At 66.6% G+C, this 19,623-nt stretch carries 22 protein-coding genes; 6 read left to right on the plus strand and 16 right to left on the minus strand.

Annotation, left to right across the window (positions count from 1 at the left end; translation table 11 throughout):
* On the plus strand, positions 1 to 150 hold a 150-nt coding region (locus JNK68_08920; GenBank protein MBL8540481.1), incomplete at its 5' end, for an ATP:cob(I)alamin adenosyltransferase.
* Positions 151 to 171: 21 nt separating this feature from the next.
* Here the strand turns inward: JNK68_08920 and JNK68_08925 are convergent.
* The 4 genes from JNK68_08925 to JNK68_08940 form a co-directional block, all read right to left on the minus strand.
* On the minus strand, positions 172 to 1,059 hold the full coding sequence (locus JNK68_08925; protein MBL8540482.1) for a cobalamin-binding protein: 888 nt from the start codon (positions 1,057 to 1,059) through the stop codon (positions 172 to 174).
* Between the two features lie 3 nt (positions 1,060 to 1,062).
* The gene (locus JNK68_08930) at positions 1,063 to 1,602 is read right to left on the minus strand and encodes a cyclic nucleotide-binding domain-containing protein (protein MBL8540483.1); all 540 of its coding nucleotides are present in this window, start codon (positions 1,600 to 1,602) and stop codon (positions 1,063 to 1,065) included.
* The gene (locus JNK68_08935) at positions 1,599 to 2,135 is read right to left on the minus strand and encodes a cyclic nucleotide-binding domain-containing protein (protein MBL8540484.1); all 537 of its coding nucleotides are present in this window, start codon (positions 2,133 to 2,135) and stop codon (positions 1,599 to 1,601) included. The genes JNK68_08930 and JNK68_08935 overlap by 4 nt, the downstream gene beginning before the upstream one ends.
* A 73-nt stretch (positions 2,136 to 2,208) precedes the next feature.
* Complete coding sequence (locus tag JNK68_08940) at positions 2,209 to 3,330, minus strand: 3-deoxy-7-phosphoheptulonate synthase (GenBank protein MBL8540485.1); 1,122 nt, start codon at positions 3,328 to 3,330, stop codon at positions 2,209 to 2,211.
* Positions 3,331 to 3,464: 134 nt separating this feature from the next.
* Between JNK68_08940 and JNK68_08945 the strand changes: the two genes are divergently transcribed.
* Positions 3,465 to 3,875 (plus strand): YjbQ family protein, encoded by a 411-nt coding sequence (locus JNK68_08945; protein ID MBL8540486.1) that lies wholly within the window; start codon positions 3,465 to 3,467, stop codon positions 3,873 to 3,875.
* Between the two features lie 28 nt (positions 3,876 to 3,903).
* Here JNK68_08945 and JNK68_08950 read toward each other — a convergent pair whose 3' ends face one another.
* The 11 genes from JNK68_08950 to tsaB all read right to left on the minus strand — a co-directional run bounded on the left by JNK68_08950 (position 3,904) and on the right by tsaB (position 14,853).
* The gene (locus JNK68_08950; GenBank protein MBL8540487.1) at positions 3,904 to 4,689 is read right to left on the minus strand and encodes a sulfite exporter TauE/SafE family protein; all 786 of its coding nucleotides are present in this window, start codon (positions 4,687 to 4,689) and stop codon (positions 3,904 to 3,906) included.
* Entirely contained in the window at positions 4,682 to 6,583 is a 1,902-nt protein-coding gene (cysN, locus tag JNK68_08955; protein MBL8540488.1) for a sulfate adenylyltransferase subunit CysN, read from the minus strand. The genes JNK68_08950 and cysN overlap by 8 nt, the downstream gene beginning before the upstream one ends.
* Position 6,584: 1 nt before the next feature.
* The gene (cysD, locus tag JNK68_08960; GenBank protein ID MBL8540489.1) at positions 6,585 to 7,499 is read right to left on the minus strand and encodes a sulfate adenylyltransferase subunit CysD; all 915 of its coding nucleotides are present in this window, start codon (positions 7,497 to 7,499) and stop codon (positions 6,585 to 6,587) included.
* Positions 7,500 to 7,588: 89 nt separating this feature from the next.
* Positions 7,589 to 9,562, minus strand: a complete 1,974-nt coding sequence (locus JNK68_08965) for an acyltransferase (GenBank protein MBL8540490.1) — start codon at positions 9,560 to 9,562, stop codon at positions 7,589 to 7,591.
* Positions 9,563 to 9,989: 427 nt separating this feature from the next.
* Positions 9,990 to 10,487, minus strand: coding sequence for a TPM domain-containing protein (locus JNK68_08970; GenBank protein ID MBL8540491.1), 498 nt, complete (start codon positions 10,485 to 10,487; stop codon positions 9,990 to 9,992).
* Positions 10,488 to 11,387, minus strand: coding sequence for a YgcG family protein (locus JNK68_08975; protein ID MBL8540492.1), 900 nt, complete (start codon positions 11,385 to 11,387; stop codon positions 10,488 to 10,490).
* Positions 11,388 to 11,396: 9 nt separating this feature from the next.
* Positions 11,397 to 12,077 carry a LemA family protein gene (locus JNK68_08980; GenBank protein ID MBL8540493.1) on the minus strand — a complete coding sequence of 227 codons (681 nt, stop codon included), beginning with the start codon at positions 12,075 to 12,077 and terminating at the stop codon, positions 11,397 to 11,399.
* A 32-nt stretch (positions 12,078 to 12,109) separates the two neighbouring features.
* Complete coding sequence (locus JNK68_08985) at positions 12,110 to 12,988, minus strand: cation transporter (GenBank protein ID MBL8540494.1); 879 nt, start codon at positions 12,986 to 12,988, stop codon at positions 12,110 to 12,112.
* A 4-nt stretch (positions 12,989 to 12,992) separates the two neighbouring features.
* Positions 12,993 to 13,706, minus strand: coding sequence for a uracil-DNA glycosylase (locus tag JNK68_08990; protein MBL8540495.1), 714 nt, complete (start codon positions 13,704 to 13,706; stop codon positions 12,993 to 12,995).
* Positions 13,707 to 13,723: 17 nt separating this feature from the next.
* Positions 13,724 to 14,146 carry a ribosomal protein S18-alanine N-acetyltransferase gene (gene rimI, locus JNK68_08995; GenBank protein MBL8540496.1) on the minus strand — a complete coding sequence of 141 codons (423 nt, stop codon included), beginning with the start codon at positions 14,144 to 14,146 and terminating at the stop codon, positions 13,724 to 13,726.
* Between the two features lie 35 nt (positions 14,147 to 14,181).
* Positions 14,182 to 14,853: a tRNA (adenosine(37)-N6)-threonylcarbamoyltransferase complex dimerization subunit type 1 TsaB gene (gene tsaB, locus JNK68_09000; GenBank protein ID MBL8540497.1), complete on the minus strand. Its 672-nt coding sequence runs from the start codon at positions 14,851 to 14,853 to the stop codon at positions 14,182 to 14,184.
* A 183-nt stretch (positions 14,854 to 15,036) separates the two neighbouring features.
* On the opposite strand from tsaB, the gene JNK68_09005 reads away from it, so the two are divergent.
* Positions 15,037 to 15,546, plus strand: coding sequence for a hypothetical protein (locus JNK68_09005; GenBank protein ID MBL8540498.1), 510 nt, complete (start codon positions 15,037 to 15,039; stop codon positions 15,544 to 15,546).
* 7 nt (positions 15,547 to 15,553) lie between these two features.
* Here the strand turns inward: JNK68_09005 and dusA are convergent, their stop codons facing one another.
* The gene (gene dusA / locus JNK68_09010) at positions 15,554 to 16,558 is read right to left on the minus strand and encodes a tRNA dihydrouridine(20/20a) synthase DusA (GenBank protein MBL8540499.1); all 1,005 of its coding nucleotides are present in this window, start codon (positions 16,556 to 16,558) and stop codon (positions 15,554 to 15,556) included.
* Positions 16,559 to 16,653: 95 nt separating this feature from the next.
* Between dusA and JNK68_09015 the strand changes: the two genes are divergently transcribed.
* The 3 genes from JNK68_09015 to JNK68_09025 all read left to right on the plus strand — a co-directional run bounded on the left by JNK68_09015 (position 16,654) and on the right by JNK68_09025 (position 19,611).
* A complete protein-coding gene (locus JNK68_09015) occupies positions 16,654 to 17,709 on the plus strand; it encodes a tartrate dehydrogenase (protein MBL8540500.1) in 1,056 nt (351 codons plus the stop codon).
* Between the two features lie 70 nt (positions 17,710 to 17,779).
* Positions 17,780 to 18,091: a transporter gene (locus JNK68_09020; GenBank protein ID MBL8540501.1), complete on the plus strand. Its 312-nt coding sequence runs from the start codon at positions 17,780 to 17,782 to the stop codon at positions 18,089 to 18,091.
* An 11-nt stretch (positions 18,092 to 18,102) separates the two neighbouring features.
* Complete coding sequence (locus JNK68_09025) at positions 18,103 to 19,611, plus strand: AMP-binding protein (GenBank protein ID MBL8540502.1); 1,509 nt, start codon at positions 18,103 to 18,105, stop codon at positions 19,609 to 19,611.
* Positions 19,612 to 19,623: the final 12 nt, after the last annotated feature.

The following is a 19,623-nucleotide window of genomic DNA, read 5'->3' on the forward strand; positions in this document are numbered from 1 at the left end:
GCACAGGAAGCCCTTTCCGGGTTGAACCAGCGCTACCTGAATCGGCTGTCCGACCTGCTGTTCGTCCTTGCCCGCGTCATCAACCGCGGCCTCGACGTGCCGGACGTGCTCTGGCAGCGCGGCAACCACCGCGGCGACGACGCGGCCTGACGCTCGGAAGGGGTTTTCCGCCTACTCGCGCTTCTCGTCGCCGCGCGCACGCGCCAGCCGCTCGCAGATCTGCACCACGCCCTGGGCGAGCCGGGGGGTTGCCCGCTCGACCAGCGTCGGATCGACGTTGTAGACGTGCCCTTCGCGAACGGCGCGCAGATTCACGGTCCTCGCCCACGCCGGCACCTCGACACGACCGGTCCCTGCAGTGAGAAGAACGTCCGGGTCGGCAGCCATCACGCTTTCCAGCGCCACTTCCGGGGAAAGCAGGCGAAGATCGGTGAACACGTTGCGACCGCCGCAGAGGCGGATCATCTCGTCGATGATGTGGGTTCCACCGATCGTGCGCAGCGGGCGGTCCCACACCTGATAGAACACCGTGACCTCACGCGCCCCGCTGTTTGCCGTTCGCAGCCCGGCAAGCTCGGCCTCGAAAGCCTGCGCGACCGGCTCCGCTGCTTTCCCAGTGCCCGCCGCCTGCCCCAGAAGCCGCACAATGCGCGGCACGTCGGAGAGCCGGCGCGGCTCGGTGACCAGCACGGGAATGCCCAGGCCTTCGAGGCGCTGTACGTCGGCCGGGCGATTGCCGCTGCCCCACGCCAGAACGAGGTCCGGCTTGGCGGCCAGCACCCCTTCCAGATCGATGCCGCCGGACGAGGCGACGATCGGGAGGCGCGCCGCCTCGGCCGGGTAGTCGCTGTACGCGGCAACACCGACGACGGCGGCACCGGCCCCGGCGGCGAAGGCCAGCTCGGTGAGACTCGGGGCGAGCGTCACGATGCGCTGGGCCGGTCGGGCAAGCCGCAGGCTCACCCCGCGATCGTCGATGATCTCGGTCGCCCGTGCCGTGGTGGCGACGAGCAGCCCGAGCAGCGCCAGGGCGACCCAGCCCGCTCTGGTGTTCCGCACGAGTTACGCCGCGCTGCCGCGCGGCAGGAGGTCGACCAGCTTCGCGCTGGTGCGGCGCAAGCGCTGCGAGAGCAGCGTGACGAGGTTGACGAGGATCTTCGCGCCCAGCCGCGGCGCCTCGTCGATGATCTGCAGCATGTCATCGCGGGTCAGCACGGCGATCGTCGTCGCTTCGATGGCCATGCACGTGGCGAACCGCGGCTCGCCGTCCAGCATCGACATCTCGCCCAGAGTCATGCCGGGGCCGACGGTGGCCATCAGACGGCTGCTGCCGTCCTCCGCCTGCTTGAGCACGTCGACCCGCCCGGACAGCACGAGCAGCATGTAGTCGCCGGTGCCGCCCTCGTGAATGACGGGCAGGCCGGGGGTTGCGCGCATGACGTGGAAGAAACCGGCAAGCGCACTGATCTCTTCGCAATCGAATCCCGCGAAAAACTGCGACGTGACTGCCTGATCGAAGAATCCATCGCTCACCGACGCGCCATCACCCAGGTACTCGAGACTGCCGAGCGCCCCCTGCGTCGGGATGCGGGGGTTCGTCATTTCCGCGCCGTCCCGGACTCCATGACTTCGAGCAACTTGGCACTGGCGTGACGCAGCCGCTGGTTGAGCAGCACCACCAGCGGCAGCAGGATCTTCGCCGCCAATCCGGGGCGCTGTTCCATGATCTGCAAGAAGCCCTTGCGATCAAGCATTGCGAAAGTGGTGTCTTCGGCCGCCACACAGGTGGCAAACCGCGGTTCGCCGTCGATCATCGACATCTCGCCGAGCGTTTTGCCGCTGCCGACCACGGCGACGAGCTTCGGATTGGAACCTTCGAACTGCTTGAAGACGTTCACCTGACCGCCCAGCACCACGACCATGAAGCTGCCCTCGTCGCCCTCGAAGATGAAAGGGGTTCCGGTCTTGACCCGGTACACGTCGAGGTACCCGGCGAGAAGCTTCGCCTCCTCGCTCGTGAGGTCCTTAAAGACCGGTACGGCCCGCAGTCCGCCGCTCAGCTTGTCGGCGAACGCCTGGCCGCTCCCCAAGTGGTCAACGCCGTCGATGTGGCGGCCGCCGACACGGTGTCCCATCTGCCTGCTCCTGTCCCGAATGGAAGAGTTCCGTCCCTGACGCCAGGGTGAACGGAACACACCCGGCGGACGGTCAGGCGGCTTCCCGCAACGTTCGCGCCAACTCCACGCGCCGGAGATAGGCTTCCCGCGCGATCCCGACATCCTGCAGAAAATACGGCAGCTCCTTCAGGAGCAGCGCCTGCGGCCCATCCACCAGCGCCTTGGCCGGATGCGGATGGAAGTCCACCAGCACCATGTTGGCGCCGGCGAGCACCCCCTGCGCCGTGACGTGGAAGATGTCGAGCAGGCCGTCGGGCGCCTGCGCCCGCGAACCGACCGAATGCGAGGGGTCGACGCAGACGGGCATGCGCGTCAGCCGCCGCACCACCGGGACGTGCGCAAAATCGACGAAATTGCGGTGTGGATCGCCCATGTTGGTCTTCATGCCGCGCAGCCCGAAGACGACGTGCCGGTTGCCTTCGCTCGCCAGATACTCCGCGGCGTTCAGGGACTCGTCCAGGGTGATGCCGAAGCCGCGCTTGAGCAGAATCGGAAAGTCGTGCTGCCGCCCCGCGATCTTGAGAAGCTCGAAGTTCTGCGTGTTGCGCGTACCGATCTGGAGCATGACGCCGGTCGGCTTCCCGGTGGCTTCCAGGGCGTCGCGGATCTCCGTGATGTGCGACTCGTGAGTCACCTCCATCGCGATCACCTTGATGCCGTATTTCCCCGCCAGCTCGAAAACGTAGGGAAGACACGCCTTGCCGTGTCCCTGGAAGGCATAGGGGCTCGTCCGCGGCTTGTACGCGCCCATTCGCGTGCACACCTGCCCGTTGTCGCGCAGCGCGCGCATCATCTCCTCGACGTGCGCCGGCGTATCGACCGCGCACAGACCGGCGAAGACGTGCAAAGTGTCCTGCCCGAAGCGCACCCCGTTGTAATCGAAATGGGTGGGCCGCGACTCGTCCTTGTGCCGCCCGAGAACGCGGTACTCCTCGGAGATGCGCACCACCCGCTCGACGCAGGGCAGCGCCCGCATGTCATCGAGGTTGAGGGCGGTCGTGCTGCCGATCAGGTAGACCTCGAACAGACCGCGCTCCGTGCCCTGCTCGTGATGCACGCGGGCCGCGATGTTGGGGAGCGCGGCAAGTTGATCCATCAGCGCTCGGTAGTCGGCGCTCTGCGGATCGGTATTGCCGTCGAGTATGAGGATCATGGAAAGGTGGCGCGACAGTTGGAGGGCGGGCCGCTGCGGGAAAGGGGCGAAATTTTAGCGGATTCGCTGCAAAGCGTCATCGACCAGGCTGTCGGCGAGTAAAATCCTTGCGGTGCAACAACGCGGTCTCGACCATGCAAACAACGATAGAACTGCGAACCGACCATCGCGAAGAGCTGGTGGACATCACCGCGCGGGTGCGCGAGGTGGTAGCGAAATCCGGCATCAGGTCCGGGCTCGTCAACGTCTACGCGCAGGGCGCGACGGCGGCCATCATGATTCAGGAAAACTGGGATGCGAGCGTGCCGACCGACGTCGTGGCCTGCCTGCGCAAACTGATTCCGGCCGGGGTCTGGCTCCACGACGAGCAGGACAACAACGGCGATTCACACCTCAAGGCGGGTCTCGTCGGCCCCTCGGAGACAATCCCCATCATCGACGGTGAAGCCGGGCTTTCGACCTGGCAGGGCGTGTTCTTCTGCGAGTTCGACGGCCCCCGGCGCAACCGCAGGATCGTCTGCACCCTGATCGCCGACCGCGACTGACCGCCGCTACCGCCCCGTAGGGACCGGATCAACCCAGCAGCAGCTTGCCCGCAACCAGGAGCAGCACGCACGCCATCGTGTTGCGGATCACCGGTTCCGGTGCGCGCGTGCTCAAGGTAGCGCCGAGCATGATGCCCGGAATGGAGCCGACCAACAGATTCGCGAGCAGCCCGAAATCGGTGTTGCCCAGCGCAAGGTGCCCGGCGCCCGCCACCAGCGCCAGAGGGATGGCATGGGCAAGGTCGGTCCCCACCAGTTTGGCGGCGGTCAGTCGGAAGGGATAGAGGTAGACCAGGGCCACGGTGCCCAACGCCCCGGCACCGACCGAGGTGAGCGCCACCAGAGCACCGACGATCGCCCCCGCCAGCACCGTAAGCGGCGGCTGCGCACGTTTGAAGCTGCTGGGTGCACGGGAACGCAGCGATCGCCCGACCTCCTGCAGCCTCCCGCGCAGGAGCAGGCCGGTCGCCGTCAGCACGAGCGCAATGCCGACGCCCGTCAGGATGATCCCGTTGCGCGTATCGCTCGTCCGGTAGTGCGCCAGCAGGAGCACGACTGCGAGTGCTGCCGGCAGGCTGCCGGTTGCCAGCCGCCGCACGACCTGCCAGTCGACGGTACCGCGTCGGCCGTGCACCAGCACGCCGAAGCTCTTCGTAACGCAGGCGAACAGGAGGTCGGTGCCAACCGCGGTGTGTGGCGCAACGCCGAAGATCAGCACCAGGATAGGCGTCATCAGGGCGCCGCCGCCGATGCCCGTCAAGCCGACGATAACGCCGACCCCGAATCCCGACAGGGTCGTCGGCAGATCAAGCACGGTCGAGATGGTCGCCGAGCACTTGCAGGATCTCCCGCACGCACTCGTCCACGCTCCGCTTCGAGGTGTCGAGAGCCAGCGCGGGCGACTCGGGCGCTTCGTACGGTGCCGAGATGCCCGTGAAGTCGGCGATCTTCCCTTTGCGCGCCTTGGCGTAGAGACCCTTGGGGTCCCGCTGCTCGCAGGTCCCGACGTCGACCGCCAGGTACGTCTCGACGAATCGCTCCGGGCCGATCACCTGCCGCGCCAGCGCCCGGTCCTGCGCATACGGCGAGATGAAAGCGGTGATGACGATGAGGCCCGCCTCGTTGAAGAGGTGTGCCACCTCCGCGATGCGGCGGATGTTCTCGGTGCGCTCCTGCGGGCTAAAGCCGAGATCGCGGCTCAGACCGTGGCGGATGTTGTCGCCGTCGAGCACGAAACACGCGTGCCCGGTGGTGACGAGCTGCCGTTCGAGCTCGAAGGCGATGGTCGACTTGCCCGAAGCCGAAAGCCCCGTGAGCCAGACGGTGACCGGACGCTGATGCAGGAGGCGCGCGCGCTCCACGGCCTCGACCCGGCTGCCGTGCCAGGTGAGATCGCCGCTCACCGGTTGTTCGGACGCTGCCGGAACGGCGTCGGGAGCGCGCAGCCGGTCGCTGACCATGGCCGCGCCCACGGTCAGATTGGTGAGCGGATCGATGAGCACGAAGCTGCCGGTCGCGCGATTGCGTTCGTACTGATCGAGATGCAGCGGGCGGAAGAGCGTCAGCCGCACGCGGCCGATGTCGTTCATCCCGAGCTGGGTCGCGTCCCCGCGGTGCAGCGTGTTCGGGTCGACCCGGTACATGATCTGCGCACAGCTCGCCTTGACGACGTTGGTAGTGTGCTTGACGAGATAGCTCCGCCCGACTTCGAGCGGCCTGTCGCCCAGCCAGATGAGCATCGCATCGATCTCGCGCTCGACCCGCGGGACGTTGTTGGCGTGCGCCAGCATGTCGCCGCGGCTCACGTCGATGTCATCGGCGAGACACAGCGTGACCGACAGCGGGGCGAAGGCGTAGTCGAGGTCGCCGTTGTACGTCACGATCCGCGTCACCCGCGAGCGGCGCCCGGAGGAGACCGCGACGACTTCGTCGCCGGGCCGGATCACCCCCGATGCGATCTGTCCGCTGTAGCCACGAAAATCCTGGTTGGGACGCACTACACGCTGCACCGGGAAGCGCAGGTCGATCAGGTTGCGATCGCCGGTGATGGAGACGTTCTCCAGATACGTGAGCAGCGGTACCCCGTGATACCACGGCATGTTCTCGCTGCGGCTGACGACGTTGTCGCCGAGCAGCGCGCTCACCGGGATGAAGGTGACGTCGGGCAGGCCGAGGCGCGCAGTGAACTCGAGATATTCCGATCGGATGCGCTCGAAAACCTCCTGCTCATAGTCGACCATGTCCATCTTGTTGACGGCGACCACGAGGTGCGGCACTCCGAGCAGCGAGGCGATGAACCCGTGCCGCTTCGACTGCGTGAGCACGCCGAGCCGCGCGTCGACCAGGACCACCGCGACGTCGGCGGTCGAGGCGCCGGTCGCCATGTTGCGCGTGTATTGTTCGTGACCCGGCGTGTCGGCGATGATGAAGCGCCGCTTCGGCGCCGAGAAGTAGCGATACGCCACGTCGATGGTGATGCCCTGCTCGCGTTCGGCCTTGAGTCCGTCGGTGATCAGCGCAAAGTCCATCGTGCCGGCGCCGCGACTGGCCTTCTTCTTGAGCGCCTCGATGTGATCCTCGTAGAGCGCGTTCGCATCGTGCAGGAGCCGGCCGATCAGGGTCGACTTGCCGTCGTCGACGCTGCCCGCGGTGGCGAAGCGAAGAAGGTCGGGCTCTCCGGGGCGGAGCAGCAGCGTGCCGGCTTTCATCTCAGAAATAACCCTCGCGCTTCTTCTGTTCCATCGAACCGTCCTGATCGTGATCGATGATGCGCGTGATGCGTTCGGAATGCCGTGCGACCTGGAGCTCGTCGATGATCTCCCGCACCGTCTGCGCGGTCGACCGCACTGCGCCCGTGCAAGGGTAGCATCCGAGCGTGCGATATCGGCACATCACGCGCTGCGGGCTCTCCCCCGGCTGCAGGCGTGTCTTCTCGCCGACCGGGATGAGTTGACTGCCGCGCACCACCACTTCGCGTTCCTGCGCGAAGTAGAGCGGCACCACGGGAATGCTCTCGAGCTCGATGTAGCGCCAGACGTCGAGCTCGGTCCAGTTGGAAAGCGGGAACACGCGGATGCTCTCGCCGGGACTGACCTTGCCGTTGTACAGATTCCACAGCTCCGGGCGCTGGTTCTTCGGATCCCACTGGCCATGCGCATCGCGGAAGGAGTAGATGCGTTCCTTGGCGCGCGAGCGCTCCTCTTCCCGCCGCGCCCCGCCGATCACGGCGTCGTATTCACCCTCGCGCAAGCCGCCCAGCAGTCCCTGCGTCTTCAAGAGCGCACAGCACTTCACGGTGCCGAGGTCCCACGGATTCGCGTCGGCGGCCAGCGCCTCCTGGTTGCCATGAACACGCAGGTCGACGCCGATCTCGCTGCAGAAGCGATCGCGAAACTCGTACATCTCCGGAAACTTGTACGACGTATCGATGTGCAGCAGGGGAAACGGGATGCGCCCCGGGTGAAACGCCTTCTGCGCAAGGCGCACCATCGCCGACGAATCCTTGCCGACCGAATACATCATCACCGGACGCTCGCATTCCGCCGCGACCTCGCGCAGGATGTGGATGCTCTCGGCCTCGAGCGTGCCCAATACCGACAGCGAGTATCGCTCTTGCTCCTTCACGGGTTCTCCTCGATGGTCAGCCGTTCGCGTCGGCGGTCAACGACCTTTGGAACAGACCGGAGACAGCGAGCGCGGGTCCAGCATGCCGTCTAATCCCAGACCTGCCGGCTACGCAGGTCGTCGCGATCCAATCCGTCCAGAAAGTGTGCGCGGGTCGCAACCCAGGACGCACGGTAGTGATTCGCATCGCGCACGATCGGCATCCCGCGCTCGTCAACCAACCAACACCGCCCGTGGTGGCAAAGGTGCTGTTCCGGGTCGGCCACGGAGGCATCCACGACATTCGCCACCTCCAGCAATCCCGCGCGCACGGCGCCGGTTTCTGCAGAATGGCGGTCGTACGCGACGGACACCACCTCGGCCTCGTCCACCCCCAGAAAGCGACGACGTGCGAGTTCGCGCGGCACATTGTAATTGACGAGCGGTTCGGGCAACACCAGTGACACCGCCAGACCGCTGCGCCTGAAATCCAGCAAGAGACCTTTCAGAGCGTCCAGGACCAACTCACGCGACGACGGATCGGAAATCACTTTCGTGCACGCCTCTTCCTGCCAGATGCAGGTGTCTCCGTCAAAGTAGCTCTTCCACATCGCAGCGACGATGATGCGTTCGTAACGTCCGGACGCAGCGACCTTGCGGATCTCTTCGACGAACTCCGGACAATGGTAACCGGGCCGGGTCGAGTTGGTGTTCGGGACGGGCAGGCAACCGCCGGAGGTCAGAAAGTCGACTGGATGCGCCGTGTGAGTCTTGAAATAGGGATAGTAGTGTTCCGCATGCGAATCACCGACGAAAAGCCACGGCGCACCGCGGGCCTGCTCGTTGAGCCTGCAGATCTCGAACTGCTTGCTGACCTTCCAGTTCCCGCAGTCGGCGGGGAATTCCCAATCCCGCTCTGCGTCCGCCAGGGTCGACAGCGAAGCGGCAAGTTCCGGTTTGCGCTGTGGCAACCCCTGCAGCTTGACCATCACGATCGCCAGACCGACCACGAGAAGCCAACTGCCGGCCGTTGCAAGAGCACCCAGACGCACTCGACCGCCGCTCTTGAACCAGCTGCGCGCTGGTTCTTCCACGAGCTGGAACGAGGCCCGACCGAGCAGTAACGAGGCCACCATTCCGGCCGCCGCCTGCCAGGGCTGGTTCCAGTGCAGAAAGTGCAGTGCGGCGACCACCGGCCAATGCCACAAATATATGGAGTACGACCACAACCCCAGCTTCTGGACGGTGTCGCTGCGCGCGAGCAGGTTCCCTTCATGACGAGCGATGATGAATAAAGCGGTGCCGAGCACCGGGAGCACGGCCCAGGGAAGAGGCCAGGGGCGATTGGCATCGATGAACGCGATGGACGCCAGTATCAGCAGGAGTCCGCAGTACGCGAGCAAGGGGCGCACTAACCGGCGGTTCGCTGCAGGCTGGAAGTGGCGTCCGAGCAGGTAGGCGATCCCTCCCGTGCCCAGTTCCCATGCCCTCGAGGGCAAGCCGAAGAACCGCAGGGTGTCCGACGGCTCCAGAAGACACCAGATCAACGACCCCAGCACGACGAATGCGACAACGATGGTCGGCCCGCGCCGCCCGAACGTCCTCCGCCCCGCCAGCAGCAACAGTGGAAAGAGCATGTAGAACTGCCACTCGACCGAAAGCGACCACGTGTGGAGAAAGGGATTCTGGTCGGACGTCGGCGCGAAATATCCCGCCTGGCTTGCATAAATCTGATTCGACCAGAAGAAGAGCGAGTAGAAGCCGTTCGCCGCGACCGCCCGCAGGTCGACCGGGGGGAGACAAAGCACCGCGATCGCGATGACCACGCAGCTCAGGACAATCAGTGCCGGCCAGATGCGTACCATGCGCGCGGCGAGAAAATCCGCGTACGAGAAGCGGCCTCGTTCCTGAGCTCCGACGATGATCGACGTCATCAGGTAGCCGGACACCACGAAGAAGATGTCCACCCCGGCAAACCCGCCGGAGAATCCGCGAACCTTGAAGTGAAAGAGAACGACCAGTGCAACTCCAAGGGCGCGAAGTGCATTGATGTCCTTCCGAAATCCCCTGTAATTTTCGTGCATGAGACCTCCCCTGCTTCCGAGTCGCGGCAGACGTCGTGCGCGCCGCCAGACAAATGTCGACCGCATGCTGGCCAAAAGCCCGACCAGCTTATCGCAAGGCCCGCTCGTACACGTGTCGTCATCCGGAGACTGACGAGCGGGACGGATTGCGGTGTCGTGGAGTACCGCGGAGTGCGCGTATGCCGCGCCGAGAATGCTCGTCGCGCAGCGGCCGCATGTCATATGCAAGGCGACACGCGTGCACCAGGACGAGCGTGGTGCTGCGCTAGTGTACCGGAATCATCGCCCGGCGAGCTACCTCAGTGAAGATGACACGGGGAACCTGCCGCAAGTTGCTCACTGCGCGCGGCCGTGCATCGTCCACGGATCGGGCGCAAAGCGCCTCGCTGACTCGCGTGGAGCCGATCTCGACAGCGCGAGAGAATCGTCAGAGCACGACCGGCCGGTCGCTCAGCTCGTTGCTGCGGGTGCCGTCGCCAGGAAAATGACGGGTGAGATGTGCGCCGATCTCGCGGATGCCGCGTATGGCACCGGCCTCGAAGCGCCCGGCGCGAAACTCCTCCTCCATCGCGTGGCAGATCTCCTCCCACGCTTCGGCACCACAGGGTCTGTGAATGCCGCGATCGGCGACGATCTCGACATCGCGATCGGCGAGCAGCAGGTAAACGAGTACGCCGTTGCGATGTTCGGTGTCCCACACACGCAGTTCGGAGAAGACCTCGAGTGCCCGTTCGCGCGCACTGATGCCGCGCATCAGGCGTTGCCCATCGAGTGCGCCCTGCACCGCGAACACGATTTCGCCCAGGTGGGTTGCCTCGGTTGCGCGTATCTCCGCTTCGATGGCTGCCATCGCGGCAGCCGGGAACGCAGCGCTCACGCTCAAGGGTCCGCTCACGAGGTGTCGAAGCCAGCGACCGACGTTCATTCACCAGTTCCCCGAAGCGCCACCGCCGCCGAAACCGCCCCCTCCCCCGCCCGACCAGCCACCGCCGCCGGACCAGCCCCCACCACCGCCACGAGGCCAGCCGCCGCCGGTCGGGAAGCCGCCTCCCCAACCACCGCCGCGCCCCCCGCGCGTGGATTGATAGCCCGTCCCGCCGCCCAGCATTCCCCCGAGCAGAATCACCGCCAGTGCGGCGAAGAATGCAATCGGCAGCGAGGTGGAAGACAGGAATGCCATCAGCCCCGTGCCGCCTGCCCCGAGGGCACCCCCGAAGAAGCGGCCCAGCAAGGCGGACAGAACGCTCGTGACCACCATTCCGATCACCACGATGCCGAGAATGGTGCCAAGGTCGACCAGGTGGTCGCCGCTGGCACCGCGCGGCCGGGGCGGCGGCAGGGGTTCGCCTTCGACGACGCGGATCATGCGGTCGACTCCGGCCTGGATCCCGCCATAGAAGTCGCCCTGGCGGAAGTACGGCGTGATGATGTCGGACACGATGCGCTTCGCCCCGGCATCCGGAATCACGCCCTCGAGCCCGTAGCCGACTTCGATCCGCAGCCGACGGTCGTTCTTGGCCACCAGCAGGAGCGCGCCGTCGTCCACGCCCTTGCGCCCGAGCTTCCATTGCTCCGCCACCCGCAGCGCGTACTGTTCGATCGACTCGGGCTCGGTGGTGGGCACGACGAGGACCGCGATCTGGCTGCCCTTCGCCGCCTCGAAGGCGGCGAGCTTGTCCTCCAGCGCCTGGCGCTGGGGCGCGGTGAGCGTGCCGGTGAGATCGGTGACGCGCGTCTGCAGCGGCGGGACCGCGACCTCGCCGCGCGCGATGACGGCGGCGAGGCAGGCGATCGCCAGCGCGAAGCTGGCGAGGACGCGCTTCATGCGCCGCGATTACTTCGCCGGCGCTGCCGGAGCCGGTGCGGCCGGTGCTGCAGGGGGCGCGGCCGGCGGCCTGCCGAAATCGACCTTGGGCGGCGTGGCGATGGCGGCCTCGTTCTCCACCGCGAAGGTGGGCTTGACCTTGTAGCCGAAGACCATCGCCGTCAGGTTCGTCGGGAACTGGCGCACGGTGTTGTTGAATTGCTGCACCGCCTGGATGAAGCGGTTGCGCGCCACCGTGATGCGGTTCTCGGTGCCCTCCAACTGCGCCTGCAGGTCGCGGAAGTTCTGGTCCGACTTGAGCTGGGGGTAGTTCTCCACCACCACCATGAGGCGGGACAGCGCGCCGGTGAGTTCCCCCTGCGCCGACTGGAACTTGGCGAAGGCCTGCGGATCGTTGACGAGCTCCGGGGTGGCCTGGATGCTGGTGGCCTTGGCCCGAGCCTCGACCACCCGGGTCAGGACCTCCTGTTCCTGCTGGGCGAATCCCTTCACCGTGTTGACGAGGTTCGGGATCAGGTCGGCGCGACGCTGATACTGGTTCAGCACCTCGCCCCACGCTGCCTTGACCTGCTCGTCGGCCGTCTGGATGGCGTTGTATCCGCACCCTGACAGAAGCGTGGTCAGCACAGCCGCAGCAACGAACCACAATTTCTTGATCATGAATGACCTCCTCGGTGTGTGCCTGCGCATTGTAGCGTCATCTGCGCGGCGGTCTTAACAAGTCACGCCGCGGCCGGAAACTTCCAGAACACGAAATCGAGACGCTTTCCCAGGCCATCGCGGGCGTGCGCCTTGAGACCTGCGGCAAGCTCCGGCGCACGCTGAACCAGCGCTTCCGGAATGCGATTCGCAAGCCGAATGAACACGACGTAGCGGTCCACGTCCAGCGTCACGCTGTGGACTTCCGCCGCCACGTCCGCACTTGCGAGCCACTCCTCCAGACGGGTATTGAGTTCGCTGTCGCCGGCATCGATCAGGAGGCGCCGGTTCAAGTTCGCGAGCCAGATCGCCATCGCGCCGAGCATGATGCCGACGGTGATGGACACGATGGCATCCAGCACGGCATGCGGCCCGAAATACCACGAACTCAACGCCACGAAGAGCGTGAGCAGGATGCCTAGCAGGGCCACTCCGTCCTCTGCCAGCACGGCCAGCACCGTCGTATTGGAGCGGTTCTCGCGCAGCCCCTTCCAGCCGCCGATTTCGCGCAGCGCCGTGATGCACGTGAAAAGCTCCAGCGCGAGCGCGAAAAAGAGCAAGCCAATGACCAGCGGCGTAAACGGTTGCACCTCCTCCGGGTGCAGCAGCGACGAGATGCCGTGGTACAGCGTCACGCCGCAGCCGAGAAAGAACACCGACACGGCGGATACGAGCGCCCAGTAGAAACGCTCCTGTCCCATGCCGAACGGATGCTGCTCGGGGTCACCCTTGGTGCCGGCACGCACCTCCCCCACTTTCAGCAACACCTGATTGCCGACGTCAGCCAGCGAATGGATGGTCTCGGCGAAGAGTGTGGGCGAGCCCGTCACGCTGAAGCCGAAGAATTTCGATCCGGCGATCAGCGAGTTGGTGACGATGGAGACCGATACCGACTGTGACATGACGTCATCCCTTGAGTCGAGCCATGGCGTCGCGGGCGAAACACAGGTCCTGCCACGCCTTCGCCTTGTCGGGCAGGTTGCGCAGGAGGTACGCCGGGTGATAGGTGACCACCAGCGGTGTCCCGCGGTAGTCGTGCAGACGCCCGCGCAGGCTCGCGATGGTCGCATCGCGCGCGAGCAGATTCACCGCGGCGACCCGCCCGAGCGCGATCAGCAGCCGCGGCCGGATGAGCGCGATCTGACGAGTGAGGTACGGCTCGCAGCAGGAGGCCTCGGCTGGCTCCGGATTGCGGTTGCCGGGCGGACGGCACTTCACGACGTTGGCGATGTAGACGTCGTCGCCGCGCTTGAGTCCGATGGCAGCCAGCATGTTGTCGAGCAGCTTGCCCGCCTGTCCCACGAAGGGTTCGCCGCGCGCATCCTCCTCTGCGCCTGGACCCTCGCCCACGAACAGCCAGTCGGCCTGCTCGTCGCCCACCCCGAAGACGGTGCGGGTGCGCTGCGCGTGCAGGGCGCAAGCGGTGCAGCTCGCGACTTCCGCCTTGAGCGCATCCCAGTCGAGATTCAGGATGCGCGTGCGCCGGTCCGTCACCGGGGCGCTTGTCGGGGCCGCCGGCTCTGCCGCTCCCGCAACCGCGGGTGCTGTCGCGCACACGGCAGGCTCGACTTTCTGCTCGCGCAGACGCCACACCGGCGTCAGCCCCATCTCCTCCAGCATGAGGTCGCGCCGCGCGCTCACAGCCTGCGCTCCATCACGATCGCGTCTTCGCGCCCGGCGAGCGCCGGGTAATAACCGCGGCGGATGCCGACTTCGCGAAACCCGTCGCGCCGATAGAGGTCGCGCGCGATGACGTTGGACGGCCGCACCTCCAGATAGATGGAGCGTGCACCGAGATCGCGCGCGAGCCCCAGGAAATGAGCGAGCAGCCTGCGCCCATAGCCGCGTCCCTGCGTTTCCGCGGCAATGGTCAGGTTGAGCAGATGCGCCTCGTCGACACCGGTCATCAGCACGCCGTAACCCTGCACCACGCCGTCGCACTCGAGCGTCCAGCAGCCGTAGCCGGCGCGCAGCGAATCGGCGAAGTTGCCGCGCGTCCACGGATGCGTGTACACGCGCTCCTCGATGGCGATCACGCGGTCGAGATCCGATGTCCGCATCAGTCGAAACCACACGGCGTCCGCGAGCTGCGCGCTCACCGCTCGGACACCTTGAGTGCGACCTTGTCCCGCACGTAGAGCGGCGCCGCTTCCTCCGGGGCGACGCCCAGACCCGCCGCGAAGAGCGGCACTGCCAGCCGCGCCATGTCGGCGGCGCGTGGACAGCGCAATACGTCGACCCCCGCGAGCCGGTCACCGCAGGCTTTCGCGAGCGCGCCGTCGCACACGGCGAACCCGCTGCCCACCCCGATCCAGCCCACGCCGGGCAGCTCGGGCGCGACGTCCGGTGCCTGCACCGACGGGCGAATGACCGTGCGCCAGCCGTCACCGTCGCGCGCATAGGCGGCGATGTAGACCTCGTTCATGCGAGCATCGAGCGCCGACACCACGCGCGCGCCCCCGCTCCCCGCGGCCATGGCCAGCAGTGTGGAGACGGGCACCACCCGCTTGCCCGCACCAAACGCGAGCCCTTGCGCCACGGCACACGCGATGCGCAATCCGGTGAAGGAGCCGGGGCCCGCACCGAAGGCGATGCCGGAGACATCCGCAAGACGCAGCCCGGCCTCGTCGAGCAGGCGATCGACCATCGGCAGCAACAGTTCGGAATGCTTCTGCCCGGCGTGGACCTCCTCCGCGTGGACGGTGTCTTCGTCCAGCAGAGCGACCGAGCACTGCTCGGTGGACGTATCGAGGGCGAGGATCTTCACGGCTCTCACCGAGCTTGGAAGGTGGGCGCAGATTATAAGTCGGGCGGCGAAAGCGGCGGAATCCAAGCGCGGCCCTCTCAGGATGCATTCACCTTATCATGCTGCGATGCCACAAAAAAGCTCACGAGCGCTTGCCGAGGACGCTAGAATCGCATCCTCTTTGCGTCCCTGTGGAGTTTGGCCATGCTACCGTCGCCCTGGAATACGAACGATCTGCGCCGCTACAGCCGCGCCATGTCGCGTATCAATCCGGCGATGCTGTGGTGGCAGACCGGCATGAAGACCTGGGAGACGCTGCTCGCAGCCCCTGAGGTGATCGCGCAGCGTACCGCCCGCATGATCGCCGCCGGCCCGTTCCCCGGAGCGAGCGATCGCCGCGAGTTCGTCGACATGGGCGCCGAGAAGGTCATTGCATTCTCCCAGGCCTGGATGGGAGCCGCCCGGGAAATGGCTTCTTTCCAGCAGGCAATGGCGAACGTCGCTACGCGTCAATGGTGTGCCTATCTCACCGCCTTCCATCCGGCCGCGGGCCGCGGCGCCGGGACGCTCTGCAACCCTGCGGCGCTCATGTCGGGCATGTTCGCCGCCGGCACCCGCGCGCTGTCTGCCCTGCCGCGCGTAGCGCACCGCGCCGTGAGCCCGGTTCACGCCAAGGCCACCAGCAACGCCCGCCGGCTGCGTCGCGTCACCTGAAGACGGATCAGGCCGCCGCTTCCAACTCCCGAGCACCGTTCCCTTCGACGAGGGCAAGCGCTTCGAGCAGTAGGCGGGGATCGTGGCTCGCCAGCCGCGACGGATCCGACAGCAATCGGCGCCAGAGGCGCGCCCGCGGCTGCCCCTGATACAGGCCGAGCATGTGGCGCACGATCGCGCGCAGCGGCGTGCCCGACGCGGCTTCCCGCGCCGCATAAGATGCCATCGCGCGCACGACGTCGGCGCGGGACGCCGGGGAGCCGCCGAACAGCTGCGCATCGAGGGCCGCGAGCAGGTAGGAATCGTGGTATGCCGCGCGCCCGAGCATCACGCCGTCGACCCGGGTCAAGTGCGCAGCGCTCGCTGAGGGCGCATCCACGCCGCCGTTGACGACGATGGCGAGCTGCGGAAACTCTCGCTTCAGGCGGTAGACGTCGTCGTAGCGCAGCCGCGGCACGCTCCGGTTGCCCTTCGGCGACAGGCCGCTCAGGATGGCGTTGCGCGCGTGGACGATGAAGGTGTCGCAGCCTGCGTCTGCCACGACCTTGACGAAGCGCTCCACGAAGTCGAACGACTCGATCGCGTCGACGCCGAGACGATGCTTGACCGTCACCGGCACGCGGACCACTTCCTGCATCGCCCGCACACAATCTGCCACAAGCTCCGGCTCGCGCATGAGGCAGGCCCCGAACGCGCCCTGCTGCACGCGCTCGGACGGGCAGCCGCAGTTGAGATTGATCTCATCGTAGCCCTGCGCTGCGCCGAGCCGTGCACACGCGGCAAGTGCGTCGGGCTCGCTGCCGCCGAGCTGCAGCGCCACGGGCGACTCGGCGCGATCGAAGCGCAGGTGGCGTTCGACGTCGCCGTGCAGCAGCGCACCCGTCGTCACCATCTCCGTGTACAGGCGCGCGTGCGGGGCGAGCAGGCGGAAGAAATACCGGCAGTGACGGTCCGACCAGTCCATCATCGGAGCCGTGCAGAGACGGTGCGGGGATCGCGTCGCGGTGGACATGGCGACATTATCGCATCGGCGGAGAATCCACCTTCTCGGCGCACTCGCGATGTTGTTACCATCGCCATCCGAGTCTCGACGCGGAGGAGACCACCATGACAACCCACAGGATCGCCGTAATCGCCGGCGACGGGATCGGCAACGAGGTCATGCCCGAGGGACTGCGGGCGATGGAGGCGGCCGGACGGAAGTTCGGCTTCGCCTTCGACTGGACCGAGTTCCCCTGGGGCTGCGAGTTCTACACGAAGACCGGCCGCATGATGCCGGAGGATGGACTCGACCAGCTGCGCGAGTTCGAGGCGATCTATTTCAGCGCCGTCGGCTTTCCCGGCGTGCCTGACCACGTCTCGCTGTGGGGGCTGCTGATTCCCATGCGGCGCGGGTTTCGCCAGTACGCGAACATCCGCCCGGTGCGCCTCTTTCCCGGCTTGCGCTCACCGCTCGCGAATCGCGCGCCCGGCGACATCGACTACATCGTCGTGCGCGAGAACAACGAAGGCGAGTACTCCGCGGTCGGCGGGCGCATGTATGAAGGCACCGACGACGAAGTGGTGGTGCAGCAGAGCACGTTCACGCGCAAGGGCGTGGACCGCATCCTGCGCTACGCTTTCGAGCTCGCCCGCACCCGCCCGAAGAAACACGTCACGTCCGCGACCAAGTCGAACGGCATCGCCATCAGTATGCCATTCTGGGACGAGCGCTTCGCCGCCATGGCCGGGCACTACCCGGACGTGCGCACCGACCAGTACCACATCGACATCCTCTCCGCGCACTTCGTCCAGCACCCCGACTGGTTCGACGTCGTCGTCGGGTCGAATCTGTTCGGCGACATTCTCTCGGATCTGGGGCCGGCCACCACCGGCACCATCGCCATCGCGCCGTCCGCCAACCTCAATCCGGAGCGCGAGTACCCGTCGCTGTTCGAGCCGGTCCACGGGTCCGCGCCCGACATCTTCGGCCGCAACATCGCCAACCCGATCGGGCAGGTGTGGGCGGGCGCGATGATGCTCGAGCACCTGGGACACCCGGAGGCCGCGGCTGCGGTCCTGCGCGGCATCGAAACCGTGCTCGCCGCGGGACCGCACACCCCCGACCTGGGCGGCAAGGCCAGCACACAGGATCTCGGGCAGGCCCTCGCGCAGGCAATCTGATCGCCCGCTGCAGCGCCGGGCGATAATGTGCGCTGCCGTTCCGGCACCCCACACCAAAAGGAGGACCATCATGCTCTATCACCTGCTGTTCAGCGTCGAATACCCGAGCACCATGTCGCAGAAGGAACTCTTTGCGATGTGGGTGGGCGAAGCCGAGGCCGCCCTGGCTGCCAAGAAGGCCGGAGCGGTCGTGGATCTCTGGAAGTGCGTCGGCAGCCGCCGCGTCGTGGCGATCGTGGACGTGGACGGTCCCGACACGCTCGACCAGATCCTCATGGATCTGCCGATCATGCAGGCGCACGGTCAGCACGTGCAGATCGACGTGACGCCGCTGCGTCGCTACGAGGACTTTGCGACCGACTTGAAGCAGCGCGCCGGCTGATTCATTCGGACGTGAACATTGCGCGACATGTCGCGCGGGCGGCGCGCACGATTCCACACCACCCGGCGATCATCTTCGAAGGGGAATCAGTCGACTATGCCACGCTCGATGCGCATGCGGCCCGGCTCGCTCGATCGCTGATCGCCGCGGGTGCGCGGCCGCGCGACCGCATCGCCCTCTACCTGCCCAATATCCCCGCCTTTGCGCTCGCCTATCTGGCGGTTCAGCGCGCGGGCGGTGTCGCGGTATCGCTCAACCCGACGCTCACGCGCGACGAGGTGAAGTTCATCCTCGACGACTGTGGCGCCTGCATCGTCTTCACCGTCGGTGAACTGGTCGGGAATGTTCCGCAGCGTGACTGCCCGACGGTGGCGCACGTCGTCGTCTGCGAGGGGAGCGCGGAGGGCGCGCTGCCGCTCTGCGCCTGGATCGACGGAGGCGAGAGCGCCGGCCCGATGCTGGCAAGGCGCGCGGACGATCCCGCCGCCCTGCTCTACACCTCGGGGACGACCGGTCAGCCGAAGGGCGCGACGCTGTCCGTGCGCAACGTCGTCTCCAACGCTCGGCTGACCGTGCAGGTGTTGCGCTTCGACCAGCGGGACAAGGTCGCCACCTTTCTTCCGCTGTTTCACGTCTTCGCCCAGAACGTAATGATGAATGCGGCGTTCGAAGCGGGAGCCACCCTGCTGCTCTTTCGGCGATTCGACGTGCGCACGATACTGCGCGCCGTGGAAACGGAGCGTGCGACGCTCCTCTTTGCCGTCGCACCCCACTACGCCGCGTTCCTCTCGATGCAGTTGGAGGACTACGATCTCTCGTCCCTGCGTTTCGAGGTCGCAGGCGCCGCGCCGCTTCCCGACCAGCTGGTGCAGCGCTGGCAGGCGCGCACCGGCCGCCCCATCTACCAGGGCTACGGGCTCACCGAGACCTCGCCGCTCACCAATGTCAACCTCCCCGACCGGCACCGTCTGGGGAGCGTCGGCAAGTGCGTGCCGGGCGTGCGCGTGCGGATCGTCGATCCGGACGACCGCGAAGTCCCGCGGGCGGACTGGGGCGAGATCTGTTTCCGCGGTCCCGGCATCATGCAGGGGTACTGGAACCAACCCGGGGAAACTGCCCGCGCGCTGCGCGGCGGCTGGCTCCATACCGGCGACATCGGACGGCTGGACGACGACGGCTATCTCTTCATCGTCGATCGCGTGAAAGACATGATCAACGTTGCCGGCCTGAAGGTCTGGCCCGCCGAAGTCGAGCAGGTGCTCTACCGCCATCCCGACGTTCAGGAAGCCGCCGTTTACGGCGCCGCGCATCGTCTGCGCGGGGAGGAGGTCTATGCGGACGTCGTGCCGAGGAGCGGCGCCCGGCTCGCGCCGCAGGACATCGTCGCCTTCTGCCGGGCGCATCTGGCCCCGTACAAGGTGCCACACCGGGTGAACGTCGTCGAAGCGCTGCCGAAGAGCGCCACCGGCAAGATGCTGAAACGCGTGCTGCGGGAGCGCGTCGCGGATGCTTCGGCCTGAGCATCCTCAGTC

The organism is Betaproteobacteria bacterium (assembly GCA_016791345.1).
Classification (GTDB): domain Bacteria; phylum Pseudomonadota; class Gammaproteobacteria; order Burkholderiales; family JAEUMW01; genus JAEUMW01.

Bases quoted from the DNA above. Each gene is read 5' to 3' on its own strand.
- JNK68_08980 (MBL8540493.1), bottom strand. From the start codon at position 12,077: ATGCGCAGGCACACACCGAGGAGGTCATTCATGATCAAGAAATTGTGG.
- JNK68_08985 (MBL8540494.1), bottom strand. From the start codon at position 12,988: ATGTCACAGTCGGTATCGGTCTCCATCGTCACCAACTCGCTGATCGCC.
- JNK68_08970 (MBL8540491.1), bottom strand. From the start codon at position 10,487: ATGAACGTCGGTCGCTGGCTTCGACACCTCGTGAGCGGACCCTTGAGC.
- JNK68_09005 (MBL8540498.1), top strand. From the start codon at position 15,037: ATGCTACCGTCGCCCTGGAATACGAACGATCTGCGCCGCTACAGCCGC.
- cysN (MBL8540488.1), bottom strand. From the start codon at position 6,583: ATGAAAGCCGGCACGCTGCTGCTCCGCCCCGGAGAGCCCGACCTTCTT.
- JNK68_09015 (MBL8540500.1), top strand. From the start codon at position 16,654: ATGACAACCCACAGGATCGCCGTAATCGCCGGCGACGGGATCGGCAAC.
- JNK68_09020 (MBL8540501.1), top strand. From the start codon at position 17,780: ATGCTCTATCACCTGCTGTTCAGCGTCGAATACCCGAGCACCATGTCG.
- JNK68_08940 (MBL8540485.1), bottom strand. From the start codon at position 3,330: ATGATCCTCATACTCGACGGCAATACCGATCCGCAGAGCGCCGACTAC.
- rimI (MBL8540496.1), bottom strand. From the start codon at position 14,146: ATGCGGACATCGGATCTCGACCGCGTGATCGCCATCGAGGAGCGCGTG.
- JNK68_08945 (MBL8540486.1), top strand. From the start codon at position 3,465: ATGCAAACAACGATAGAACTGCGAACCGACCATCGCGAAGAGCTGGTG.
- JNK68_08935 (MBL8540484.1), bottom strand. From the start codon at position 2,135: ATGGGACACCGTGTCGGCGGCCGCCACATCGACGGCGTTGACCACTTG.
- dusA (MBL8540499.1), bottom strand. From the start codon at position 16,558: ATGTCCACCGCGACGCGATCCCCGCACCGTCTCTGCACGGCTCCGATG.
- JNK68_08975 (MBL8540492.1), bottom strand. From the start codon at position 11,387: ATGAAGCGCGTCCTCGCCAGCTTCGCGCTGGCGATCGCCTGCCTCGCC.
- JNK68_08990 (MBL8540495.1), bottom strand. From the start codon at position 13,706: ATGCTGGAGGAGATGGGGCTGACGCCGGTGTGGCGTCTGCGCGAGCAG.
- JNK68_08930 (MBL8540483.1), bottom strand. From the start codon at position 1,602: ATGACGAACCCCCGCATCCCGACGCAGGGGGCGCTCGGCAGTCTCGAG.
- JNK68_08965 (MBL8540490.1), bottom strand. From the start codon at position 9,562: ATGCACGAAAATTACAGGGGATTTCGGAAGGACATCAATGCACTTCGC.